Raw genomic sequence first — 20,901 nt, forward strand, 5'->3', positions numbered from 1 at the left:
TGGCGCGGGGCCGCGGGGATGAGGGCAGGGGACAATCTATCACTTAATGATCACGCCCAACGGCGAACGACAAAACGTCATCCAGCGCATCGCGGATGGCGTTTTTCGGGGCGGTGTGCAGGGCGGCGCGCGCTTTGGCTTCGTATTCGCGGGCCAGCGCTAATCCACGGTTCAGCGCATCATGCTTGACCAGCAGGGCTTGCGCGGTGGCCAGGTCGGCATCGGTTTGTTCGCGGCGTTCCATCGTGCGGGCCCAGAATTCGCGTTCGGTCGCATCGGCGCGTTCCAATGCCATCAATACGGGCGCGGTCAATTTGCCTTCACGGAAATCATCACCGACGGTCTTGCCCAATTTTTCGCGGTTGGCGCTGTAATCCAAAACATCATCCGCAATCTGGAACGCCATGCCGAGGTAATACCCGAAATCGCGCATGGCTTTTTGCGCCGTTGTATCCGCGCCCGCAATAATCGGGCCGACTTCGCACGCGGCGGCGAACAGGGCAGCGGTTTTGGCCTCGATAATTGCCGTATATTTTTCCATGCCCGTGGACAAATCATTGGCGGCGGAGAGTTGTAGCACTTCGCCCTCGGCAATGGTCGCCGATGCGTCGGACAGGATGCGCAACACGTCAATCGATCCGTCCGCCACCATCAACTGGAACGAACGGCAGAACAGGAAATCACCGACCAGCACGCTGGCCTGATTGCCAAACACCATGTTGGCGGAGGGTTTGCCCCGGCGCTCAACACTCTCATCCACGACATCGTCATGGAGCAGGGTGGCGGTATGGATAAATTCAACGGCGGCCGACAAACCAAACGGGCGGTCGCCGGTGTATCCGTAAAGACGCGTGCAGCCGAGTGTGAGGAGCGGGCGAATGCGTTTGCCGCCCGCGGCGATCAACCATGCTGCCAGTTGCGGGATCAGGGCCACATGGGAATCCATGCGCGCGATAATCAGCGCGTTCACCTTGGCCAGATCATCGCCCAGCAATGACGACAAATGATCCAGCGGGTGGATCGTTTCGGTATCGTTTTTGGGTGCGGCTTGTGGCGTCATCATCATGCCCAAAGTGTTAATGGATGGGGGGCGTTTAATCAAGCCACCCTAAATTATGTGCTGGCCTGCACGGCCTGTCCCGTGGCAATCAGGAAACATTCAATGTTCCATAAAACGAGAAGGATGGAGAACGCGGGCGCGGCGGCCTGGCCATCCTGGGTGCGGACGGCCAGGAACCAGTAACCGATCATGGCCATCAAAGCGGGGATGATCACGGTGATAAACGTGACCGCCGTCGTTGCTAAAAACCCCATCAGCCAGGCCTCATTGCCCGTCACAATATCATAGGCTCCGGCGGCGATGCCAAGGGCGGTGCTGAGGATCGCGGTCCACAGGGCGGTGGTGCCCACATGGCTGTCCAGTGTGACTCTGCTTTTTCTATGTAAATAAACGGCGGGACCAAAGCAGAGCAGGGTGAGGATTCCCAGGCTGGTCAGCAACCCCATCTTGGTTCCGTCCAGCATGAAGGCCTTTACGGCCCCGACCTCGGCGGTGGCGGCTTTGGCCACCTGTGGGGCCTGAAAGGCGAAGCACAGGATAAGGGGCACGAAAATAATCGCGGCCATGATCAGCCAGGCCAGCAGGGATTTTCCGGTGAAGAGCGTTTTGAGTGTGTTCATGGTTTTCATGCGTCCCTTTAATGCTCCTCAAAAAACAAACCCCTCGCCCCCTGTCAAGGGGGAGAGGGATGCGGCGGCTTAGGCGGTACGCCTTAGCCGGAGCTGGGTGAGGGCGCTCTATCCCCCCACCCAACCCTCCCCCCTTTCCAAGGGGGAAGGGCTCGTTTTATAGTGAAGGCATGAAAGCCGCACCTGAAGAGATTTATGTCCTCAACCAATCCGTCCGTCTGTTGCAACCGGGTGAGGGTGGGTTCCGCACGTCTTTGGATTCCGTGATGCTGGCCGCTGCGTGTCCGGCGAAGGCGGGCGACCGGGTGCTGGACCTTGGATGCGGGGTTGGTGGAGCGATTTTCTGTGTTCTCAAACGCTTGGCCGGCGTGTTTGGCTGCGGGATTGAGATTCAGGATGAATATGTTGAATTGGCACGACAAAATGCGGCCCTGAATAACAATACGGATCGGTGCGAATTTATTCATGGCAATATTGCTGAATTCGAAGTTTCTGATCCAAAACAACGCTTTGACCATGTGATCTTCAACCCACCTTTTATGGAGGCGGGAACGTGGACTCCATCGCCCGATACGGGCCGCGCCACGGCGCTGGGCCATGCGGATTTTGATCTGGATATCGGTGTGTGGGTGGATTGCGCGTTCCGGAATTTGAAATCCGGCGGGTCGATGACCATCATCCACCGCGCCGATCGGACCGATGAAATCATTCAGGCCATGTGCGGGCGGACGGGCAATCGGCGGTTTGGTGCGGTGGAAATTTTCCCCCTCTGGCCCCGGGATGGGCAGGCGGCGAAGCGGGTGGTGATCCGCGCGGTGAAGGACCGGAAGACCCCGGCGACAATCCATGCCGGGCTGATCCTGCACGAAGCCAATGGTGATTATACGGAAAAAGCCGACGCCGTGTTACGAAACGGTGAACGGTTGTTCTGATGCCTGTTTAGGGGTGGGGGCGAATCTGGTATGAATCGAAGCATGAACGCACATGATGATTTTGACCGGAATGACCATGGGGATTTTGACCGCGACACAGGCCGCGACGATCCCCCAATGATCAATGTGAAAAAGGCCGAAGGCTTGCCCGTCATCGGGCCGCTTCTGGCGAAGATTTTCGATAAGGGCTCGCGCGTCGGCGTGGTGCGCCTGTCCGGTGTTTTGACCGATATGGGCGGAATGCGGAAAAACACCCTGTCCTATGCCCGCGTGTCCAAGGCGGTGGAGAAGGCCTTTTCCATCCGCGGTGTCCGCGCCGTGGCGCTGGTGATCAATTCCCCCGGCGGCGCGCCGGCGCAAGCCTCCCTCATTGCCGGGCTGGTTCGCCAATTGTCGGACGAAAAAGACATTCCCGTTTTCGCCTTTGTCGAGGATGTGGCCGCGTCGGGCGGGTACTGGCTCGCCTGCGCCGGGGACAAGATTTACGCGCAGGATTGTTCCATCGTCGGGTCCATCGGCGTGATTTCCGCCGGGTTCGGCATGGACCGCCTGATCGCCAAATTTGGCGTGACCCGCCGCCTGTACACGGCGGGGCGGGACAAATCCATGCTCGACCCGTTTTCGCCGGAGAAGCCGGAGGATGTGGAGCGGCTGAAGGATCTTCAGGCGGGCATCCATGAACAATTTATCGACTGGGTGCGGTCGCGCCGTGGCGATGCCATTCGCGCCGCCGGACCGGAATTGTTCGAAGGGCGGTTCTGGATCGGCCGGCCTGCCATCGATCTGGGCTTGATCGACGGCATTGGCGATGTGCGCGGCGTGATGCGCGAAAAATTCGGCCCCGATGTGCGGTTGATTGAAACCAGCGCGAAACCGCCGTTCATTCCGGCGTTTCTGGCGGCCCGTGGCGGTGGCATTGCGTTTGATGAATCTGCGCTGGTCAACGGCGCGATCGCCGCGATTGAAGACCGCAGCCATTGGGCACGCTACGGGTTATAAGGGGCGGATATTGCCATGAGCTTTTACACCAATATCTTTACCGATGCGGCTGGCTTGATGGCCATGGCGGCCAAGCACCCGGACAATCAATTTATCCTGTCGCCCGCATCCAAGCGCGGCACGCCGGACCCCATGCCATTACTGCAGATGGATCACACGGCGCTGTATGCGTTGCGCGTCAATGATGCCGGGGTGATTGTGGCGGCGGCGACGTATAGTGATGAATCGTCCCAGAACATTTTGAAATTACAGCAGGTCAGCACACGATCCGGTTATAAGCGGGCCGGGCATGGCAGTGTGATGGTCCATTTAATGTTTGGACATGCGGCGGGGGCCGGACGTGTACTGGCCCTGACACCGTTTGAACAGGACGGCGCGGCAGCCGCTGTACCGGGATTGCCTGATCTGCATGTCACGCATTATCCAACTTTGAAAATTCTCTATGATGGGCAAACCACGCCCGTTGCTGGCCGCAGCCGCTATCGGCTGGAATACACGCCCTGTGGGTTGGTTCCGGTTTTTTAAGCGGTCAATGTCGTAATCGTCATTTTTGCTTTTCACATTTCACCCCGCCTTCATTGTCATACCGGCGAAGGCCGGTATCCATTGGATGGATCGTATGGATTCCCGCCTTCGCGGGAATGACGAAGAAGAAAAATAATGCACAAACCTCGTGGCGTTCGTCGCGCCCGTGGCGGTTAAATCTTAATCTATTTTGATGAAGATCCCGGCCTGCGCCGGGATGACGATGGGGTGGGTATGACACGCAATCAAAAAACACATCCCCCGGACAAGCCGGGGGATGACGATATTGGATAAAATTTTTGTGTCGAGCTTCGTTACATGCTCATCCCGCCGGATTGGGTGATCTGGCGATCCCATCTGCGGTTTTGTTCGCTGTCCGATGTGTTGGCGCGATCCAGCGCACTGTCGACATCTTTCAACAATTGCGGTGTGACATCGACGGACTTCACGGCATCGGCGGCTTCTTTAAATGATTCTTTGGCTTTGCCGACCAGTTCATCCAAAAATCCCGGTGTGCGTTCAATCCCGGCGTAACAATTCGCCACATCGGTGCGCACGGTCTGGTACTTGTCGGTGTCGTATTGGTCGTTGATCTTTTTATCGATCGCGCTGTAACCGTTTTCGTCGACCTCACCCATGGCCAGGGCGCGGCTTTCGTTATCGGTGGCTTCGCAGGCTTCGGCCTTTTCGATTTTGGCCTGATACTCTTCAAAACTCTCTGCCATCACGGCCCCCTTCAAACCCCTGATTCCGGGTTTTGGTGTATAGAACTGGCCCTATTATGGGGGCAAGGGGGTGAAGTTATGGTTAATATTTGGCGAAAATCGGCCTGTTCCATGGGATAGGCATGAAAAAAAGCCCCCGGCCAAGGCGAGGGCTTTTTTGAAAGGCTGAAACGCTTAAAGGCTGCGAATATTTTTCCGCAAATACTCGGCCACATGGTCCAGGCCAATACGCTCCTGCGACATCGTGTTGCGTTCGCGCACCGTCACGGTTTGGTCGGATACCGTCTGGTCATCAATGGTGAAGCAATACGGCGTGCCGATTTCGTCCTGACGGGCGTAGCGTTTACCGATGTTTTGTTTGATGTCCAGATCCACCGCAAATTCGTTGCGGATATCCATGTACAGTTTCGTGGCGATGACCGGGTGCTGGTCCTTCGCCGTCAACGGCAGGATGGCGGCCTTCTTCGGTGCCAATGCCGGGTGCAGGTTCAAATACACGCCGGACGGACGGTTCGGGTCCGGGGTATAGGCTTCGCACAGCAGGGCCAGAACGCCGCGGGTCAAACCGGCGGCGGGTTCGATGACATCCGGAATGAATTTGTTTTTCGGGTCCATCGGGTCGGTGTATTCCATTTTAACGCCGGAATGCTTCTGGTGCTGCGTCAAATCGAAATTGCAACGGTGGGCAATGCCCTCCAATTCGCCAAAGCCCGGCGCGGTGAAGGGGAAGCGATATTCAATGTCGGCGGTGCCCAGACCTTCCTTCGCATAGTGGGACAATTCATCCTTGTCATGATCGCGCATGCGGACATTTTCGCTGACCAGACCGATGGCGGTCCAGAATTTCTGGCGCTGTTCAAACCAGAAATCGCGCCACATTTTGGCTTCGCTCGGGTGGCAGAACCATTCCATTTCCATTTGTTCAAATTCGCGGGAACGGAAGATGAAGTTGCGCGGGTTGACCTCGTTGCGGAAGGCCTTGCCCACTTGCGCAATACCAAACGGCACGCGCACGCGGGATGAATCCAGCACGTTTTTGAAGTTCAGGAAGATGCCCTGCGCCGTTTCCGGGCGCAGATACGCCTTGTTATCATCGCCGCCCGTGGCGCCGACGAAGGTGTGGAACATCAGGTTGAATTGTTTCGGTTCGGTCAGGGTGCCGGGCGTTTTCGTGTCCGGGCCGACGATGGTGGCGTAGGCCGTAACCGGCAGGTTGACCAGCGGGGTGGCTTCGAAATTGCCAATGCTCTTGCCACCGGACAGGTTTTTGATGCGCTTGGCGATCACATCTTCTTCTTCATTTTCCATGAAGGCGTAACCGTTGCCTTCGCCGTTCTTCGGCATGTATGCAATCAAATGGTCGGCGCGATACCGCAATTTGGTTTCGCGGCAATCCACCATCGGGTCGGAGAATCCGCCGACGTGGCCCGATGCTTCCCATGTTTTCGGATTTTGGATGATCGAGGAATCGAGGCCGACAATATCCACCGGCTGGCCATCTGGGCCAACGGGCGGGCAGGTGACCATCCATTTCCACCACAAATCGCGCAAATTGTTTTTCAGCTCAACACCCAGTGGGCCGTAATCCCAAAACCCGTTCAGGCCGCCATAAATGTCGGACGCCGGAAAGACGAAGCCACGGCGTTTGCACAGGGCGACGATTTCCTTCATATCCTTTACGGAATTGGCGATTTCTGCGGATGTTTTTTCTTGAGCGACAGACATGGTTTTCCTGCGGTTTTTGCAATAAATTGGGAACCGACACATTACCGTTTCGGGAAAACCCTGTAAAGCGGGTTTGCGCCCCGCACAATGGGCAAAAATATAAGGGAAACAAGGCGATGGCCGAAACAATCACAATCCGCATGGCCATTGATGCCGATGGGACCGCTTTAAACGCCCTGCGCCCGCAGATGGACCGGGTGCGGGATGATCGATATTTCGCGCAATGTATGGGTGAAATTGCCGCCGAATGCCGGGTGATGTTTGTGGCGGAAACGGGCGCGGGCATCGTCGGGTATGTCATGCTGAATCGCCAATCGCGCTATCAACCGTTCCGCAGCGCCGGGATCTATGAAATTCAGGATCTCTACGTCCTGCCCGATCACCGCCGTGGCGGTGTGGGCGAACAATTGGTGCAGGCGTGCGAAGATCAGGCGCGATCAGAAAAATGCGACATGATCGGTCTGGCCGTGGGCCTGCATGCCGGATTTGGCTCGGCCCAACGCCTGTACACACGGCGCGGGTATGTGCCGGATGGTTTCGGTCTCGTCTATGACATGGACCGCGTATCCGAAGGTGCGTTTGTGTGCGTGGATGATGATTTGAATTTGATGATGGTGAAAGATTTTTAAGGGCTGTGGTTTTTTTGACCACGAATAAACACGAATACAGGGGCATAACATCCAGAGGCCGTCATCCCGGCGAAGGCCGGGATCTTCCAGCCATAATGGACGAAGACCCCGGCCTTCGCCGGGGTGACGAAATTCATTTGTGTTTATTCGTGTCCATTCGTGGTTTGAAACATTGAATTTTCCCATATTCCAGATGTGGAAAACCTCACCGCAATATCCCCCGTCTCTGCCCCGAATCGGATAGGATAACCCCGACATTTTTCGATCCGGGGAGATCATGCCAATGACCACGCAATGGGTTTACAGTTTCGGTGCCAAGGAAAGCAATGCGCGGCCGAATACGCCGGGGCCTGTAAAAAACTTGCTGGGTGGCAAGGGGGCCAATCTGGCCGAAATGGCGTCGTTGGGTTTGCCCGTTCCCCCCGGTTTCACGATCACGACCGAAGTGTGCACGGCGTTTTATAAAAACGCTGAACAATACCCCGCCGCATTGCGCGCGCAGGTGGATGCGGCGCTGAAGAAAATTGAAAATGCCGTCGGTGTAAAATTTGGCGATGCCAAAAACCCGTTGCTGCTCTCTGTCCGGTCCGGTGCGCGTGTGTCTATGCCGGGCATGATGGATACGGTTTTGAATCTCGGTTTGAACGATGAAACCGTAATCGGCTTGGCCACATCGTCGGGCGATGAGCGGTTTGCGTGGGATTCATACCGCCGCTTCGTTCAAATGTATGGCGATGTTGTTCTGGGCGTATCGCACCATGATTTCGAAGACATTCTGGATCAGCAAAAACGCGACGATAACGTGTTCAACGACACCGATTTGTCGGCGGATGCGTGGAAAAGCGTGGTCGCCGCCTACAAGGCTTTGGTGAAGCGGGATACCGGTGCCGATTTCCCGATGAACCCGGTTGACCAATTGTGGGGTGCCGTTGGTGCCGTATTTAAGTCATGGATGACGGCGCGCGCCGTTTCATACCGTGCCATTCACGATATTCCCGAAGATTGGGGCACCGCCGTCAACGTTCAGGCGATGGTGTTTGGCAATATGGGTGATGATTGCGCCACGGGCGTGGCCTTCACCCGCGATCCATCCACGGGTGAAAATTATTTCTACGGCGAATATTTGATCAACGCGCAGGGCGAGGATGTCGTGGCCGGTATCCGCACGCCGCAATCTCTGACCATTCTGGGGCGTGAGAAGGAAGGGTCAAACCTGCCGTCGATGGAAGAAACCATGCCGGGCGTGTTCAAACAATTGGACGACGTGCGCAAGGTCTTGGAAAAACATTACCGCGATATGCAGGACATTGAATTCACCGTGCAAAGCGGCACGCTGTATATGCTGCAAACCCGCACCGGAAAGCGCACCAGCGCGGCGGCCCTGAAAATCGCCGTGGATATGGTGGGCGAGGGGTTGATTACCAAGGAAGAGGCCCTGTTGCGTCTGGAGCCGCAGGCGCTGGACCAATTGTTGCACCCCACATTGGACCCCGCCGCGCATAAAACGATTTTGACACGCGGCCTGCCGGCATCGCCGGGCGCAGCCAGCGGCATCGTGGTGTTCAGCGCCGATGATGCCGAAGCGATGGCGAAGGACGGGAAGAAAGTTATCCTCTGCCGCCGCGAAACCAGCCCGGAAGATATTCACGGCATGCATGCCGCCGCCGGTATCCTGACCACGCGCGGTGGCATGACCAGTCACGCCGCCGTCGTTGCGCGCGGTATGGGCCGGGCTTGTGTCGCCGGGGCGGGCGCGTTGCAGATTGATTACGAAACCGCAACCATGCGCGTCGGCGACCGTGTGGTGAAGGCGGGCGATGTCATCACCATCGATGGCGGAGCAGGCGAAGTAATGCTGGGCGCGGTTCCGACCGTGCAAGCGGAATTGTCCGGTGATTTTGCGAATGTGATGCAATGGGCGGATGATGTGCGCCGCATGGGCGTGCGCGCGAATGCCGAAACGCCGCTGGATGCCAAAACCGCGCGCGGGTTCGGGGCGGAGGGGATCGGTTTGTGCCGGACCGAACATATGTTCTTTGACCCGACACGCATTCAACATGTCCGCGAAATGATTTTCGCCAACAATGCGCCCGCGCGGCGTGATGCGCTGGCGAAATTGTTGCCCGCGCAACGGGGTGATTTTGCCGAATTGTTTGAAATCATGCGCGGCCTGCCCGTCACCATCCGTTTGCTGGACCCGCCATTGCATGAATTCCTGCCGCAAAGCGATGCGGATATTGCGGAATTTGCTCGCATCGCCACTATCGGCGCGGATCAGGTGCGGATGCGCCTGCGCGAACTGCATGAAACAAACCCGATGCTGGGGCATCGCGGGTGCCGTCTGGGCATGACCTATCCGGAAATTTATGAAATGCAGGTCCGCGCGATTTTCGAAGCGGCGATCAAGGTTGATGTGACGCCGGAAATCATGATCCCGTTGATCGCCACGCACCGTGAACTGGCCGTGTTGAAAAAACTGGTCGATGAAACGGCGCAGGCTGTATTTGGCGAAACCGGAAAAACAATATCCTACACGGTCGGCACCATGATTGAATTGCCGCGCGCGGCGTTAACGGCGGATGAAATCGCCCCCGATGCCGCGTTCTTCAGCTTTGGCACAAACGACCTGACGCAAACCACATTGGGCCTCAGCCGCGATGATTCCGCCACGTTCATGAATGATTATTTGCGCCAAGGCGTATTCGCGCGCGATCCGTTTGCCACGCTGGACATTGACGGGGTGGGGCAGTTGGTGCGCATCGCGGTGGAAAAAGGTCGTAAAGCCCGCCCGGATATCAAACTGGGCATTTGCGGCGAACATGGCGGTGACCCGGCCTCGATCGCGTTCTGTGAATCGGTGGGGTTGGATTATGTGTCCTGTTCCCCGTACCGCGTGCCCATCGCACGACTGGCCGCGGCACAAGCGACAATTCGGGAGAATACCGGAAAAAAGCCTGATGCCGTCAAACGGGCGGCGTAGGTTCTCTCAATGTCATTCCCGCGAAGGCGGGAATCCATGGTGATTATCCGTTCTACCCTATGGATCCCCGCTTTCGCGAGGATGACAATGGAGGGATTAGAGGGGAAGAACGTGGAGTGGCGCTAAGCGATCCACCGCATCTCTTTTTATCAACGCTAATCCAATCGTCCTGCACGAACTGCGCATTTCACCAATCTCCCCAGCGTCATCGGCGATGATGGTGCCCGGTGTCGGCGGTGTGCCGGCGAAGGAGAGGGCCATCAAAACCTTCTTCCCCAAATTGCGGTGATACATGCGGGCGGTGATTTCTTGGCCGACGAAGCATCCTTTGGTGAAGGATACGCCGTGCAACAGGTCCATATTATTTTCCATCAACAAGGATTGTTCCGGCACCAGATCGCGTGACCCGTCGGGGATGCACAGGCGGATGCGGTGGTCATCCCAGCGGGAAAAATCGGCTGGCGTGTCGTTGGTGGGGGCGGTGGGTCCGCGCCAACCCAGATCCGCATGGCGGGGGTCGGTGTAATTTCCATCGGGAACCGGGCCGGTTCCGGCGTAAACGGTGATGACGGGTTCGCAATCCAGCGTCACGGCGGAGCGGAGTTTATAGCGTTTCAATCGCGCGGCCAGATCCTCCGCCCGCGTGCCGCCTTCGCATTCCAACAGGTAATCATCCCCCTGTTTTGTCACAAAAAAATCGTGCAGGAAGCGGCCTTGTGCGGTGAGGAGGCAGGCATAAACGGCCCGGGTTTCCGATGCGGCTTCAATATCCCCGGTGACAAGATCCTGTAAAAACCGGGTGGCATCGCTTCCGCCAACGCGTGCGCGGCCCCGGTTTGGCATCTGGCAATAAAAATGGTTCATGCTACAATCCGCCCTTATGAACATTCTTTTTATCACATCCAACCGTTTGGGCGATGCGGTTTTATCAACCGGCATTCTCGACCATCTGGCCAAAACCCACCCGGATGCAAAAATCTGTGTCGCGTGTGGCCCGATCCCGGCGTCTCTGTTCGAAGGGGCGCCGAATGTGCGGTGTGTCATCCCGTTTAAAAAAGAGAAATATAATCTGCACTGGTTCAAACTCTGGCGCAAGCTGGTCGGGACGCGGTGGGACATTGTGGTCGATCTGCGCAATTCGGCCGTATCGCGCGCGCTGACGGCGAAGAAGCGTTATATCTACGGCAAACATATCGATGCGAAGAAGCATAAGGTGGAACAGAACGCCGCCGTTCTGGGGTTGAAAACAACCCCGGCCCCGAAACTCTGGCCCACCAAGGGGCAGATGGAGAAGGCGGAAAAAATCGCCCCTGCCGGCGGCCCGATTCTGGCCATTGGCCCAACGGCCAACTGGCGCGGGAAAACGTGGCCGATTGACCGTTATATTGAACTGATCCGCGTACTCACTGCGCCGGATGGAATTTTACCCGGAGCCCGCGTCGCCGTTTTCGCCGCACCGGGGGAAGAGGCACAAGCCAAACCCGTATTCGACTCCATCCCCGAAGATCGTCGCATTGATGTGATTGCCAAGGGTACGCCCGGTGATGTGGCGGCGGTGTTGAAACGGTGCGCGTTGTTCGTCGGGAATGATTCCGGATTGATGCATTCGGCGGCGGCGGTGGGTATTCCGACCGTTGGGCTGTTTGGGCCGAGCTGGCCATATCTGTATCGCCCGTGGGGCGCGCACGCGGCCTATGTCCGCACGCCGGAAACGTTTGATGAGTTGATCGATATTCCGGGTTACGATCCGCGCAAGGTGAAGTCATTGATGACCACCCTGTCGCTGGATGCGGTGGTGCGCAGTGTCGGGCAATTCTGGTATCTGCACCATCCGAAGAAGTCGGCGTGATCAAACCACATTAAATCTATGTCGTCATTCCGGCGAAAGCCGGAATCTTCCAGCCATAAGGGATGAAGACCCCGGCCTTCGCCGGGGTGACGAATATGGGTGCAATAAAAAACCCCGCCGAAGCGGGGTTTTTCTTTATTCGTTGACCTGATATTGCGGCGCGGTTTTGGGCTTGGTGTTTTTGCCCATTTCGTTCGAGCGGCGTTTTTGGTCGATGATGGTTTCGACATAGGTGTCGCGTGCTTCGTCCGCAATCTTGTACGGCATGTATTCTACGCGTTCCCATCCCTTGGCCTGCATGCAGGTTTCGAAATCATGGTAATCCAGATGTTCGGCGTACAGGTGGCCATCACGCTCCGGTGAATCCCACTGGGCCAGACGACCTTCCGGTGTGTTGGTGTCGGGGACGTTGCCGTTTTTATCGTTGTCGCCCGGCATCGCGGTGCGGATCGCGCCGAGGCGTTGCAATTCGCGGATTTCACCGGTGCAACGGGCAATGTCCTGATTCAGCATCTGCTGTGCCTTCGGCCCGCGCATATACAGAGCGGATGTCGTTTCCGCCCGTTGCCAGTATTGGCCGTTGGCCTTGGCCAATTGGTCTTTGGTTGACGGGGTGGTGCTGTGGCAGCCTGCAATCGTAACCAAGGCCGCGCCGCAGAGGGCAAGTGTAACCAGAGAGCGTTTCATGAATTCATGGTCCATATAGGAGAAAGGTGTCAGACCCGGAAAATGTAGCAAGACCGGGCCGGGTACTCAAGCCGGGAAAGGGGGAATTAAGGGGTTTTGCCCGATTCGTCCCACCATGTTTCCAATACCATACCATAAAGCGGCATGGTTTCCGGGTGTTTCAGGGTGGCCCGGCGGGCCACGAAATCGACCCCGGGGTGGAACAGGGGGATCATATACCGCCCGGACATCAAAACCCGGTCCAGCGCCCGGGCGGCGGTGATCAGCCCGTCCCGGTCGTTGGCGGTCGCAATCTGCATGCTGAGGGCATCGACCACCGGGTCACAAATCCCGGCATAATTCCAACGCGCGGGTTGTTTGGCGGCTTCACATCCCCAATACAAAATCTGTTCCGACCCCGGCGACAGGGTGGACAGCCAGAAATACAACACCATGTCGTAATCATATTCGTTCAGGCGACCCAGGAACGCGGCGGAATCCAGAACACGCACCCGGGCATCAATACCCAACCGTTTCAAACCACGGGTGAAGGACAGCGCCAATTTTTCATCATCCGGTGATGACAACATGATTTCGAAGGTGAAGGGCGCGCCAGTTTTTTCATTCACGCGCACGCCGTCCTTAACAATCCATCCGGCGTCTTTCAACAACGTATCGGCACGCAGCATGGCGTCGCGCCCCGTCGGGTCCGGTGTATCGGCGTCAAAAACACTGGCGCGCAATTGGGCGCGATGGGGTTCCAGCAAGGCCAGTTCCGCCGCATCCGGCGCGGCCGCTGGTGCGCCCAGTTCGGCATTGGGGTAATAGGAATCAATGCGTTTATAAAGCCCATGGAACATATTCTGGTTGATCCATGGCGCATCGAGGGACAGGGATAACGCCTCGCGCACACGAATATCATCGAACGGGGCCTTGCGCGTGTTGAAGATCAGCGCATTGGTGCGATCCGGCCGGCCATGGGGCAGGGCTTCTTTCACAATCTCCCCCCGCGCTACGGCGGGAATGTCGTATCCCTTGGCCCATTTTCCGGCGTCCCATTCCCGGCGCAAATCCATGCCGCCGGATTTGAAAGATTCAAACGCCACGGAATCATCGCGATAATAATCGAACACGATGCGGTCGAAATTATAATGGCCGACATTGACGGGCAGATGGGCGCCCCAATAATTCGGGTCGCGTTCATAGATAATTTTGCGGCCCGGCTCGACCGATGTGATTTTGTACGGGCCGCTGGCCACCGGAACATCCAGCGTGGCGGAGTCAAACGAACGGCCCGACCACCATGCTTTGGATAATACGGGCATCATCGCGATAATCATCATGGTTTCGCGGTCATAGCCTTCGCCAAAGGAAAACTTGATCGTGTGCGCATCAATTCGGTCGACGGATTTCACCAGCTTGTACACGCGGCGCATGTTCGGGCGGCCATGGTCGCGCAGCGTTTCAAAGGTGAAGATGACGTCGTCGGCGGTAATCGCGCTGCCATCCTGAAACTTCGCGGCTTTGTTCAGATAGATGGTGATGGAAGAACGATCCTCCGGCACATCCACTTTCTCAGCGATCAGGGGATAGAGGGTGAAAGCCTCGTCCCACACCCGGGCCATCAGCCGGTCATGGACGAAGGCCAGCCCTTGCACCGCCGTGCCCTTGATGGCGTAGGGGTTCAGAGAGTCGAACGATCCAATCGCGGCCTGCGTCAACGTGCCGCCTTTGGGGGCGTTCGGATTGGCGTAATCCAGATGGGTGGCCTCGGTTCCGTATTTGGGGGTTCCGTGCATGGCCAGACCGTAATATTCTTCTGCCCATACAGCCCCGCTGGCGGATGAAACCGTCAGGAAAAAGGCCATTACCATAAAGGTCTTGCGTAGGATCGTTTTCATGTCTGAAGTGATAGCAGAGGGCCAGAGCCCTTCCAACCACCATCTGATCAACCGGATCGATCTGATCCACGGGGATTTGGTGGCACAGGACGATGTGGACGCGATTGTGGCGGCGATTCCCCATAATCTGGATATGAGCGGGTCCCTCAACCGGGCGATTCTGGGCGCGGCGGGGGAACAGATCGACAATTTTATTCTGGAACACATCTACAAACCCCGGCCCGGGGATGTGTTTGCCGTGCCACCCTTTGGGTTGCCCGTATCGCATATATTGTTTGCCGTGACGCCGGATTGGAACGATGCCATCACACGCGAAGATCGCGATTTGACCCGCTGTTTCCGCGGCGCGATGCAGGTGGCGGCGCAAATGGGGCTCCAGCGTGTGGCGTTCGCCGCGTTGGGGACGGGCAAACATAAATTCCCCGTCATGCGCGCGGCGCGGCTGGGGTTGAATGCGATTCTTGATCGTCTGGATGATCGCTTTGTCGAGGTGCGGATCGTCGCCAACCGTGATGACGTTTTCGCCGCATGGAATGAACGGCTGCACCATCATGGGTGGACGGGATACTTTGATCCGACGGCGTAATATATAAACAACACGACGCCCACGACGGGCACAACGATATTGAGAAGAAAACCGTCGTGATCGTCGTGGGCGTCGTGTTTAAAGATCTCGCTTACGCGGCCTTCGCAACTTTCGTTACGAAATCGGCATAGGCCATTTCCGGGCGCGGGCCCATGTGGCTGATCACTTCGGCGGCGGCCAGTGAACCCAGTTGGCCGCACATCTGCATATCCATGCCTTGCGTCAAACCATACAGGAACCCGGCGGCGTATTGATCGCCTGCGCCTGTGGTGTCCATCAATTGCGCAACCGGGGCGGCGGCGATTTCGATGAATTCGCCATTGGCCACAATCACCGATCCTTTTTCACTGCGGGTCAGGGCGGCGATGCCGACTTTCCCGGCAACGATTTTGGCGGCCTGTTCGAATGTTTCGGTTTGATAGAGGGAGATGATCTCCGCCTCGTTCGCGAACAGAATGTCGGTGTGGTTCTCAACGAAATTCTGGAAGTCTTCGCGGTGACGATCAACACAGAACGGGTCGGACAGGCTCAACGCCACGCGGTTGCCGGATTTGTGGGCAATGTCGGCGGCGGCGCGGAACATGGCTTTGGCCTGTTCCGGGTCGAACATGTATCCTTCCAGATATGTGACTTGGGCATTCTGGATCAGCGATGAATCCAGATCATCCACGCCCAGTTCCAGACACGCGCCCAGATAGGTGTTCATGGTGCGTTGGGCATCCGGTGTTACGAACACGAGGCACCGCGCCGTCGGCGCACCAACGATCAGCGGGGTGGTGTTGTACACAACGCCCATATCGCGCATTTCCTTGCGGAACACTTGGCCCAGCGTATCGTCGGCCACTTTACCGATATACGCACCCTTGCCACCGAAGGACGCCACGCCTGCAATCGTATTCCCGGCCGACCCGCCAGAACGTTCAACCGTTTCGTTCATCAGCGCATACAGTTCCACCGCGCGCGATTGCTCGATCAGCATCATGGCACCCTTGATCATGCCGGATGCGGATTGCGACTGGATGAAGGCTTCGTCTGCGTGGGCCAGAACGTCAACAATGGCGTTACCAATGGCAACAACGTCAAAAGAACGGGTGGACATGGGTGGTTGGTCCTTGTTTTAAAACGGGTTTAATGGTTTGATTTTACGCGTCATTCATAAGGGATTAAGGGCATCATGGCCAAGAAAAAAGCGCAGGAATCCAAGAAAAAAACCGCACCCAAGGTGGCCCCAAAGGCCAAAAAGGCCCCGGTTTCCGCCATTCCTGTGCGCACGATCCCCATTCGGGACCGTGTGGTCCATGCGGCACTGGCGCTGGCCGCCGATTTGCGCTGGGTCGATGTCAGCCTGAATGACATTGCCCGCCATGCCGAAATTGATCTGGCGACCTTACGCGAACACTTCATGGACAAGGACGATATTCTGGTCGCCTATGGCCGCATGGTCGATTGCATCGTGCTGGACCGTTTTCCCGCGGGCACGTTCGATGCCGAAACACCGCACCGTGATCGCCTGTTCGATATTCTGATGGAACGCTTCGATGTGCTGAACGATGACCGCGATGCGGTTTTATCCTTCCTCGATTCATTCAAGGGCGACCCGAAACAAGCCATCATCGGCCTGCCACATCTGGGCCGTTCAATGGAATGGATGCTGGCCGCCGCGGGCATCGATATGCCCGGCTGGATGGGCGCGGTGAAGGTGACGGCGGTGACGGGTGTTTACCTCTACGCCGCCCGTGCATGGATGCACGATGACAGTGCCGACCTGTCCAAAACCATGGCGGCGTTGGATCGTGGTCTGGCGCGGATTGATGGTTGGGCGGAACGGGTTTTTGGGCGTTAACCTTCCAAATTTGTCATACCGGCGAAGGCCGGTATCCATAGGATAGATAGTATGGACCCCGGCCTGCGCCGGGGTGACGATGGATGGTTTACATCGCTGATGAATTATGCCGCCGCGTACTGCGCCACGTGCTGTTCTTCCCACAAATCGCGCAGGATGTCGGCGAAGGCGTCGACTTCGTCCAGGCTGTGGGCTGCGGTGGCGGTCAGGCGCATGCGTTCGGTGCCTTTGGGCACGGTCGGGTAGTTGATCGGCTGAACATACACATTGTATTCGTTCAGCAGAATATCGGTCACCAGTTTGCAGCAGCTTGAATCACCCACGACCAGCGGCACGATATGGCTTTCACCCTGCATGAACGGCAGATTGTCGCGGGTCAGGCGGTCTTTGAACCGTTTGACGTTGGCGCGCTGGCGTTGGCGTTCGATGGATGAATTCATCAGATATTCCACGCTGGCCTTCGCGCCCGCCAGAACGGCCGGGGGCAGGGAGGTGGTGAAAATAAAGACGGAGGCGAAAGAGCGCACGGCATCAACAATCGAGGCGCGGCCCGCGATGTAACCGCCGATCAGGCCATAGGCTTTGCCAAACGTGCCTTCGATAATATCGATGCGATCCATCAGGCCGCGTTCTTCGGCCACGCCAGCACCGTGCGGGCCATACAGGCCGACACCATGCACTTCGTCCAGATAGGTCAGTGCGCCATATTTTTCAGCCAGTGCGATGATCTCCGCCATCGGGCAAATATCACCCTCCATCGAATAGACGGATTCAAAGGCGACGATTTTCGGGCGCTTCGGATCGGCTTTCTGCAACAACTCTTCCAAATGCGCCAGATCATTGTGGCGGAAGACGGCTTTCTCCGCGCCGCTGCTTTTCATGCCATGGATCATGGACGCATGGTTCAGCGCGTCAGAGAAAATAATACAGTTCGGCAACATGCGGCCAATGGTGCCGAGGGCCCCTTCGTTCGCGGTATAGCCGGAGGTGAAGACGAGGGCCGCTTCCTTGTTGTGCAGGCGGGCCATGGTGGCTTCCAGTTCGACGTGATAGCGCGTCGTGCCGGAAATATTGCGCGTGCCGCCCGCACCGGAACCACATTCATCAATGGCTTCGTGCATGGCGTTCAGGACAACGGGGTTTTGCCCCATGCCCAGATAATCATTGCTGCACCAGATGGTGACTTCGCGGGATGTGCCGTCGGGGGCGTGGTACAGGGCTTGCGGAAAACGGCCGGCAATGCGCGACAGGGTGGCGAAGGTGCGGTAACGCCCTTCGGCTTTCAGCTCAGTGATGCGGTCAGCAAAAAATCCGGTGTAATCAAAGCCAGTCATACGCGTGGGCCCCTCTATTTTTATGCCTGCACCGTAACCAAAACATCCCGAGAAAACAACATTATGATGACCTCTCATATAGGGGCATTGTGGGGCACAAAGCGGACCGATTTGGTCCCCATTGCGGGGCGCGGGACGGAGAGGTACACTTTTCCCCGTATTTGAAGGATTTACCCCGGCAATTTCAGGCCGGAGAAAAGTAGTTGAGAATGCTTATCATTTTCGGTTCAGTGAACATGGACATGACCCTGCCGGTGCCGTCGATGCCGATCCGGGGCGAAACCATGGTGATTCCCGCGTACGAAATCACCCCGGGGGGCAAGGGCGCGAACCAGGCGCTGGCCGCCGCGCGTATGGGTGTGCAGGCCGTTTTGGTCGGGCGCGTGGGCAAGGATGTCTATGCCTATGACACGATTACCACCATTCGGCGTCAGGGCGTGATTACATCCGGCGTGTCCGAAGATGAAACATTGCCCACGGGCACGGCCGTGATTTTGCGTGAACCGGATGGTGCCAATCGCATCATTGTGGCCAACGGTGCGAACAAGGCGTTGGAACATGATCAAGTTCCCGATGAAATTTTAAAACCAACCAACATGCTGTTGGCGCAGATGGAAGTGGCCCCGGAACAGGTCTTCACCCTGATCCGCCGCGCGCATGAAAAGAAGGTGAAGATTCTTCTGAACGCGGCACCCGCCTGTGATATTCCGGCGGATGTTTTGCGCATGGTTGATGTCTTGATCGTGAACGAGGTCGAGGCGGCGCGTCTGGCCGATTTTTGTCGATTGAAACATGACAACACACCCGAAGGCATGGCGCATGCGCTGGCCGGGGTAACGCATAAAACATGCATTATTACACTGGGTCCGGATGGATCGGTGGCGGTGCTGGATGATGGGTCGGTTGTGCGTGTTCCGGCGTTGCCGGTTGACCGCGTGGTCGATACGACCGGAGCAGGGGATGCGTATTGCGGCACGCTGGCCGCATTGCTGGCGGATAAGATGGCGATGCGCGAAGCCTTGCGCTGGGCTGCGGTTGCGGGCTCGCTCGCCTGCACGAAAAAAGGCGCATTGAGCGCCTTTGCCTATTCCGATGATATTCGTGATGCGTTGAAGGATTTGCCGCTTGTATAAATCACGCGGCGATATTCACAGCGGTGCCGCGGGACGTGGATACCGGAACGGATGCGACAGATTCCTGTAACATCTGCACCATCTGTTGCTGCATGTCGGCGGCTTGTTTGATCATTTCCAGCGCCATGGCTTGTTGCGTCATAGCCATATTGGCGGCGATCATTGCGGGCAATTCAGTCATTTCAACCAATCCTTGGTCATTCAAGACGTTCTGTTGAAATTATATTAGCAGGGTCTTAACAAACGCTAAACCCCTGAATTATGCCTTTTTAATCTGATGCTTACGGTAATAGCGTTTGCACGCGGAATACAGCTCCTCGGCCAGTGCCCGGCCTTCTTTCCCGCCGGGGCCCTTCAGATTCGATGTGGCGATGACCGTCATGCTTTTGTGGTGAATGGACACAATATCCAGCGCGTCTTTATCCAGCCGCTCGACGCTTTCAAGAAAATCCAGCAACACACCAGCAATTTCCGACATCAGACGATAGCCGAACATGCCGCCTCCGGCTTTGAGTTCCATTGTCGGGCGGCTGAGCAGGTCGCGGCATTCCGGTGTTGGTGTTTTCAAACTCTGTGAAATGCGCCGTTCCAGTTGCGATAGATATTCGCGGGCATAGGGCAGGAAGTCGAAATCATTGGTTTCAATAAATCGTTCGGCCCGTTCCATGCGCAGGGCATCAATGCCGCCATGGCCAATTTTTTGGCGCAGGACATTGGGCGGTGTGATGTAGCGCACGCCGTCGGGTTTGTGATCATCCGTGGATGAAAAATCGCTCATTCGCCTGTTCCTGTGACGTCTTTTGTTTCCTGCCGCAGACGTTTCAGAATGTTCTGAATACGCTCATCATTCGCGGTTTTGATCGTGTCTGTATGCCGATCACCACCGCGTTTAAAGGGGCCTTTGAATTCATCATTTTTACGGCGGCGGCGGTCGGGGCCAAAAAATTCGTTGGCATCAACGAAGCGTCGCGGCTTTTCAATCAATTGTTCAATGCGGGTGTACAAATCTTTGGCCGTGAACGGCTTGACCAGAAATTCGGTGATGCCGACATCGCGCGCTTGTTCCACACGCACACGGGCGCTGTACCCAGTCATCAGAACAATGGGCACATACGGGTTGGGGCATTTGGGGTCGGTGCGAATGCGATTGCATAAATCGATTCCGTCCTGCGGCTCCATCAACCAATCGGTGATGACCAGATCGGGATTGTTGACGCACATGACGGCAAAGGCCTCGTCCGCATCGACAGCCGTATAGACATTTTTGAATCCAAAAATTTTCAAAAGGGATGCGGTCAGCGCCAGCATGGGGCGCATATCATCAACGACCAGAACGGACGCCTTTTCAAATTGGTAGGTCATTGTCGGAGCATGTTCCGTTAAGT

Annotated in this window: 22 protein-coding genes; 9 read left to right on the plus strand and 13 right to left on the minus strand. The window is 56.8% G+C overall.

All coding sequences use genetic code 11. From position 1 onward, the window contains the following. Nucleotides 1-43 precede the first annotated feature (43 nt). Both ACSC94_RS01610 and ACSC94_RS01615 read right to left on the minus strand, forming a co-directional pair. On the minus strand, nt 44-1,066 hold the full coding sequence (locus tag ACSC94_RS01610) for a polyprenyl synthetase family protein (RefSeq protein WP_435641327.1): 1,023 nt from the start codon (nt 1,064-1,066) through the stop codon (nt 44-46). Nucleotides 1,067-1,113: 47 nt separating this feature from the next. Then, nucleotides 1,114-1,680, minus strand: a complete 567-nt coding sequence (locus tag ACSC94_RS01615; protein ID WP_435641328.1) for a hypothetical protein — start codon at nt 1,678-1,680, stop codon at nt 1,114-1,116. Nucleotides 1,681-1,859: 179 nt separating this feature from the next. Here ACSC94_RS01615 and ACSC94_RS01620 point away from each other — a divergent pair, with 179 nt between their 5' ends. From ACSC94_RS01620 to ACSC94_RS01630, 3 genes are read left to right on the plus strand one after another with little or no spacing between them, the layout of a single operon-like run. Further along, nucleotides 1,860-2,621 carry a tRNA1(Val) (adenine(37)-N6)-methyltransferase gene (locus ACSC94_RS01620; protein WP_435641329.1) on the plus strand — a complete coding sequence of 254 codons (762 nt, stop codon included), beginning with the start codon at nt 1,860-1,862 and terminating at the stop codon, nt 2,619-2,621. A gap of 42 nt (nt 2,622-2,663) precedes the next feature. Further along, nucleotides 2,664-3,620, plus strand: a complete 957-nt coding sequence (locus ACSC94_RS01625; RefSeq protein ID WP_435641330.1) for a S49 family peptidase — start codon at nt 2,664-2,666, stop codon at nt 3,618-3,620. A 15-nt stretch (nt 3,621-3,635) separates the two neighbouring features. Further along, on the plus strand, nt 3,636-4,145 hold the full coding sequence (locus ACSC94_RS01630; RefSeq protein ID WP_435641331.1) for a signaling protein: 510 nt from the start codon (nt 3,636-3,638) through the stop codon (nt 4,143-4,145). Nucleotides 4,146-4,459: 314 nt separating this feature from the next. On the opposite strand, the gene ACSC94_RS01635 is transcribed toward ACSC94_RS01630, so the two are convergent. Together ACSC94_RS01635 and ACSC94_RS01640 are read right to left on the minus strand one after the other, a co-directional pair. Continuing rightward, on the minus strand, nt 4,460-4,870 hold the full coding sequence (locus tag ACSC94_RS01635; protein ID WP_435641332.1) for a hypothetical protein: 411 nt from the start codon (nt 4,868-4,870) through the stop codon (nt 4,460-4,462). A gap of 174 nt (nt 4,871-5,044) precedes the next feature. After that, nucleotides 5,045-6,595, minus strand: coding sequence for a glycine--tRNA ligase (locus tag ACSC94_RS01640; RefSeq protein WP_435641333.1), 1,551 nt, complete (start codon nt 6,593-6,595; stop codon nt 5,045-5,047). A gap of 116 nt (nt 6,596-6,711) precedes the next feature. Here ACSC94_RS01640 and ACSC94_RS01645 point away from each other — a divergent pair, with 116 nt between their 5' ends. Next, nucleotides 6,712-7,224: a GNAT family N-acetyltransferase gene (locus tag ACSC94_RS01645; RefSeq protein ID WP_435641334.1), complete on the plus strand. Its 513-nt coding sequence runs from the start codon at nt 6,712-6,714 to the stop codon at nt 7,222-7,224. On the opposite strand, the gene ACSC94_RS01650 is transcribed toward ACSC94_RS01645, so the two are convergent. Then, nucleotides 7,221-7,361 carry a hypothetical protein gene (locus ACSC94_RS01650; protein WP_435641335.1) on the minus strand — a complete coding sequence of 47 codons (141 nt, stop codon included), beginning with the start codon at nt 7,359-7,361 and terminating at the stop codon, nt 7,221-7,223. The genes ACSC94_RS01645 and ACSC94_RS01650 overlap by 4 nt on opposite strands. Before the next feature lie 146 nt (nt 7,362-7,507). Between ACSC94_RS01650 and ppdK the strand changes: the two genes are divergently transcribed. After that, nucleotides 7,508-10,204, plus strand: coding sequence for a pyruvate, phosphate dikinase (gene ppdK, locus ACSC94_RS01655; RefSeq protein ID WP_435641336.1), 2,697 nt, complete (start codon nt 7,508-7,510; stop codon nt 10,202-10,204). Between the two features lie 96 nt (nt 10,205-10,300). Here ppdK and ygfZ read toward each other — a convergent pair whose 3' ends face one another. Further along, on the minus strand, nt 10,301-11,068 hold the full coding sequence (gene ygfZ / locus ACSC94_RS01660; protein ID WP_435641337.1) for a CAF17-like 4Fe-4S cluster assembly/insertion protein YgfZ: 768 nt from the start codon (nt 11,066-11,068) through the stop codon (nt 10,301-10,303). A 16-nt stretch (nt 11,069-11,084) separates the two neighbouring features. On the opposite strand from ygfZ, the gene ACSC94_RS01665 reads away from it, so the two are divergent. Then, entirely contained in the window at nt 11,085-12,053 is a 969-nt protein-coding gene (locus ACSC94_RS01665; RefSeq protein ID WP_435641338.1) for a glycosyltransferase family 9 protein, read from the plus strand. Between the two features lie 135 nt (nt 12,054-12,188). On the opposite strand, the gene ACSC94_RS01670 is transcribed toward ACSC94_RS01665, so the two are convergent. After that, complete coding sequence (locus ACSC94_RS01670) at nt 12,189-12,740, minus strand: hypothetical protein (protein ID WP_435641339.1); 552 nt, start codon at nt 12,738-12,740, stop codon at nt 12,189-12,191. An 86-nt stretch (nt 12,741-12,826) separates the two neighbouring features. Beyond that, entirely contained in the window at nt 12,827-14,587 is a 1,761-nt protein-coding gene (locus tag ACSC94_RS01675) for an extracellular solute-binding protein (RefSeq protein WP_435641340.1), read from the minus strand. A 31-nt stretch (nt 14,588-14,618) separates the two neighbouring features. Between ACSC94_RS01675 and ACSC94_RS01680 the strand changes: the two genes are divergently transcribed. Further along, nucleotides 14,619-15,206, plus strand: a complete 588-nt coding sequence (locus ACSC94_RS01680; RefSeq protein WP_435641341.1) for a macro domain-containing protein — start codon at nt 14,619-14,621, stop codon at nt 15,204-15,206. Nucleotides 15,207-15,297: 91 nt separating this feature from the next. Here ACSC94_RS01680 and ACSC94_RS01685 read toward each other — a convergent pair whose 3' ends face one another. After that, entirely contained in the window at nt 15,298-16,305 is a 1,008-nt protein-coding gene (locus ACSC94_RS01685) for an adenosine kinase (protein ID WP_435641342.1), read from the minus strand. Nucleotides 16,306-16,380: 75 nt separating this feature from the next. Between ACSC94_RS01685 and ACSC94_RS01690 the strand changes: the two genes are divergently transcribed. Further along, complete coding sequence (locus ACSC94_RS01690; protein ID WP_435641343.1) at nt 16,381-17,049, plus strand: TetR family transcriptional regulator; 669 nt, start codon at nt 16,381-16,383, stop codon at nt 17,047-17,049. 104 nt (nt 17,050-17,153) lie between these two features. On the opposite strand, the gene hemA is transcribed toward ACSC94_RS01690, so the two are convergent. Then, nucleotides 17,154-18,383, minus strand: a complete 1,230-nt coding sequence (hemA, locus tag ACSC94_RS01695; protein WP_435641344.1) for a 5-aminolevulinate synthase — start codon at nt 18,381-18,383, stop codon at nt 17,154-17,156. A gap of 209 nt (nt 18,384-18,592) precedes the next feature. On the opposite strand from hemA, the gene ACSC94_RS01700 reads away from it, so the two are divergent. Further along, nucleotides 18,593-19,516 carry a ribokinase gene (locus ACSC94_RS01700; protein ID WP_435641345.1) on the plus strand — a complete coding sequence of 308 codons (924 nt, stop codon included), beginning with the start codon at nt 18,593-18,595 and terminating at the stop codon, nt 19,514-19,516. A 1-nt stretch (nt 19,517) separates the two neighbouring features. Here the strand turns inward: ACSC94_RS01700 and ACSC94_RS01705 are convergent, their stop codons facing one another. The 3 genes from ACSC94_RS01705 to ACSC94_RS01715 form a co-directional block, all read right to left on the minus strand. Continuing rightward, nucleotides 19,518-19,697, minus strand: coding sequence for a hypothetical protein (locus ACSC94_RS01705; protein WP_435641346.1), 180 nt, complete (start codon nt 19,695-19,697; stop codon nt 19,518-19,520). A gap of 78 nt (nt 19,698-19,775) precedes the next feature. Then, the gene (locus tag ACSC94_RS01710) at nt 19,776-20,294 is read right to left on the minus strand and encodes a hypothetical protein (RefSeq protein ID WP_435641347.1); all 519 of its coding nucleotides are present in this window, start codon (nt 20,292-20,294) and stop codon (nt 19,776-19,778) included. Continuing rightward, a complete protein-coding gene (locus ACSC94_RS01715; protein ID WP_435641348.1) occupies nt 20,291-20,878 on the minus strand; it encodes a response regulator in 588 nt (195 codons plus the stop codon). The genes ACSC94_RS01710 and ACSC94_RS01715 overlap by 4 nt, the downstream gene beginning before the upstream one ends. Between the last annotated feature and the right edge of the window lie 23 nt (nt 20,879-20,901).

The organism is Micavibrio aeruginosavorus (assembly GCF_051245535.1).
Lineage (GTDB): Bacteria > Pseudomonadota > Alphaproteobacteria > Micavibrionales > Micavibrionaceae > Micavibrio > Micavibrio aeruginosavorus_D.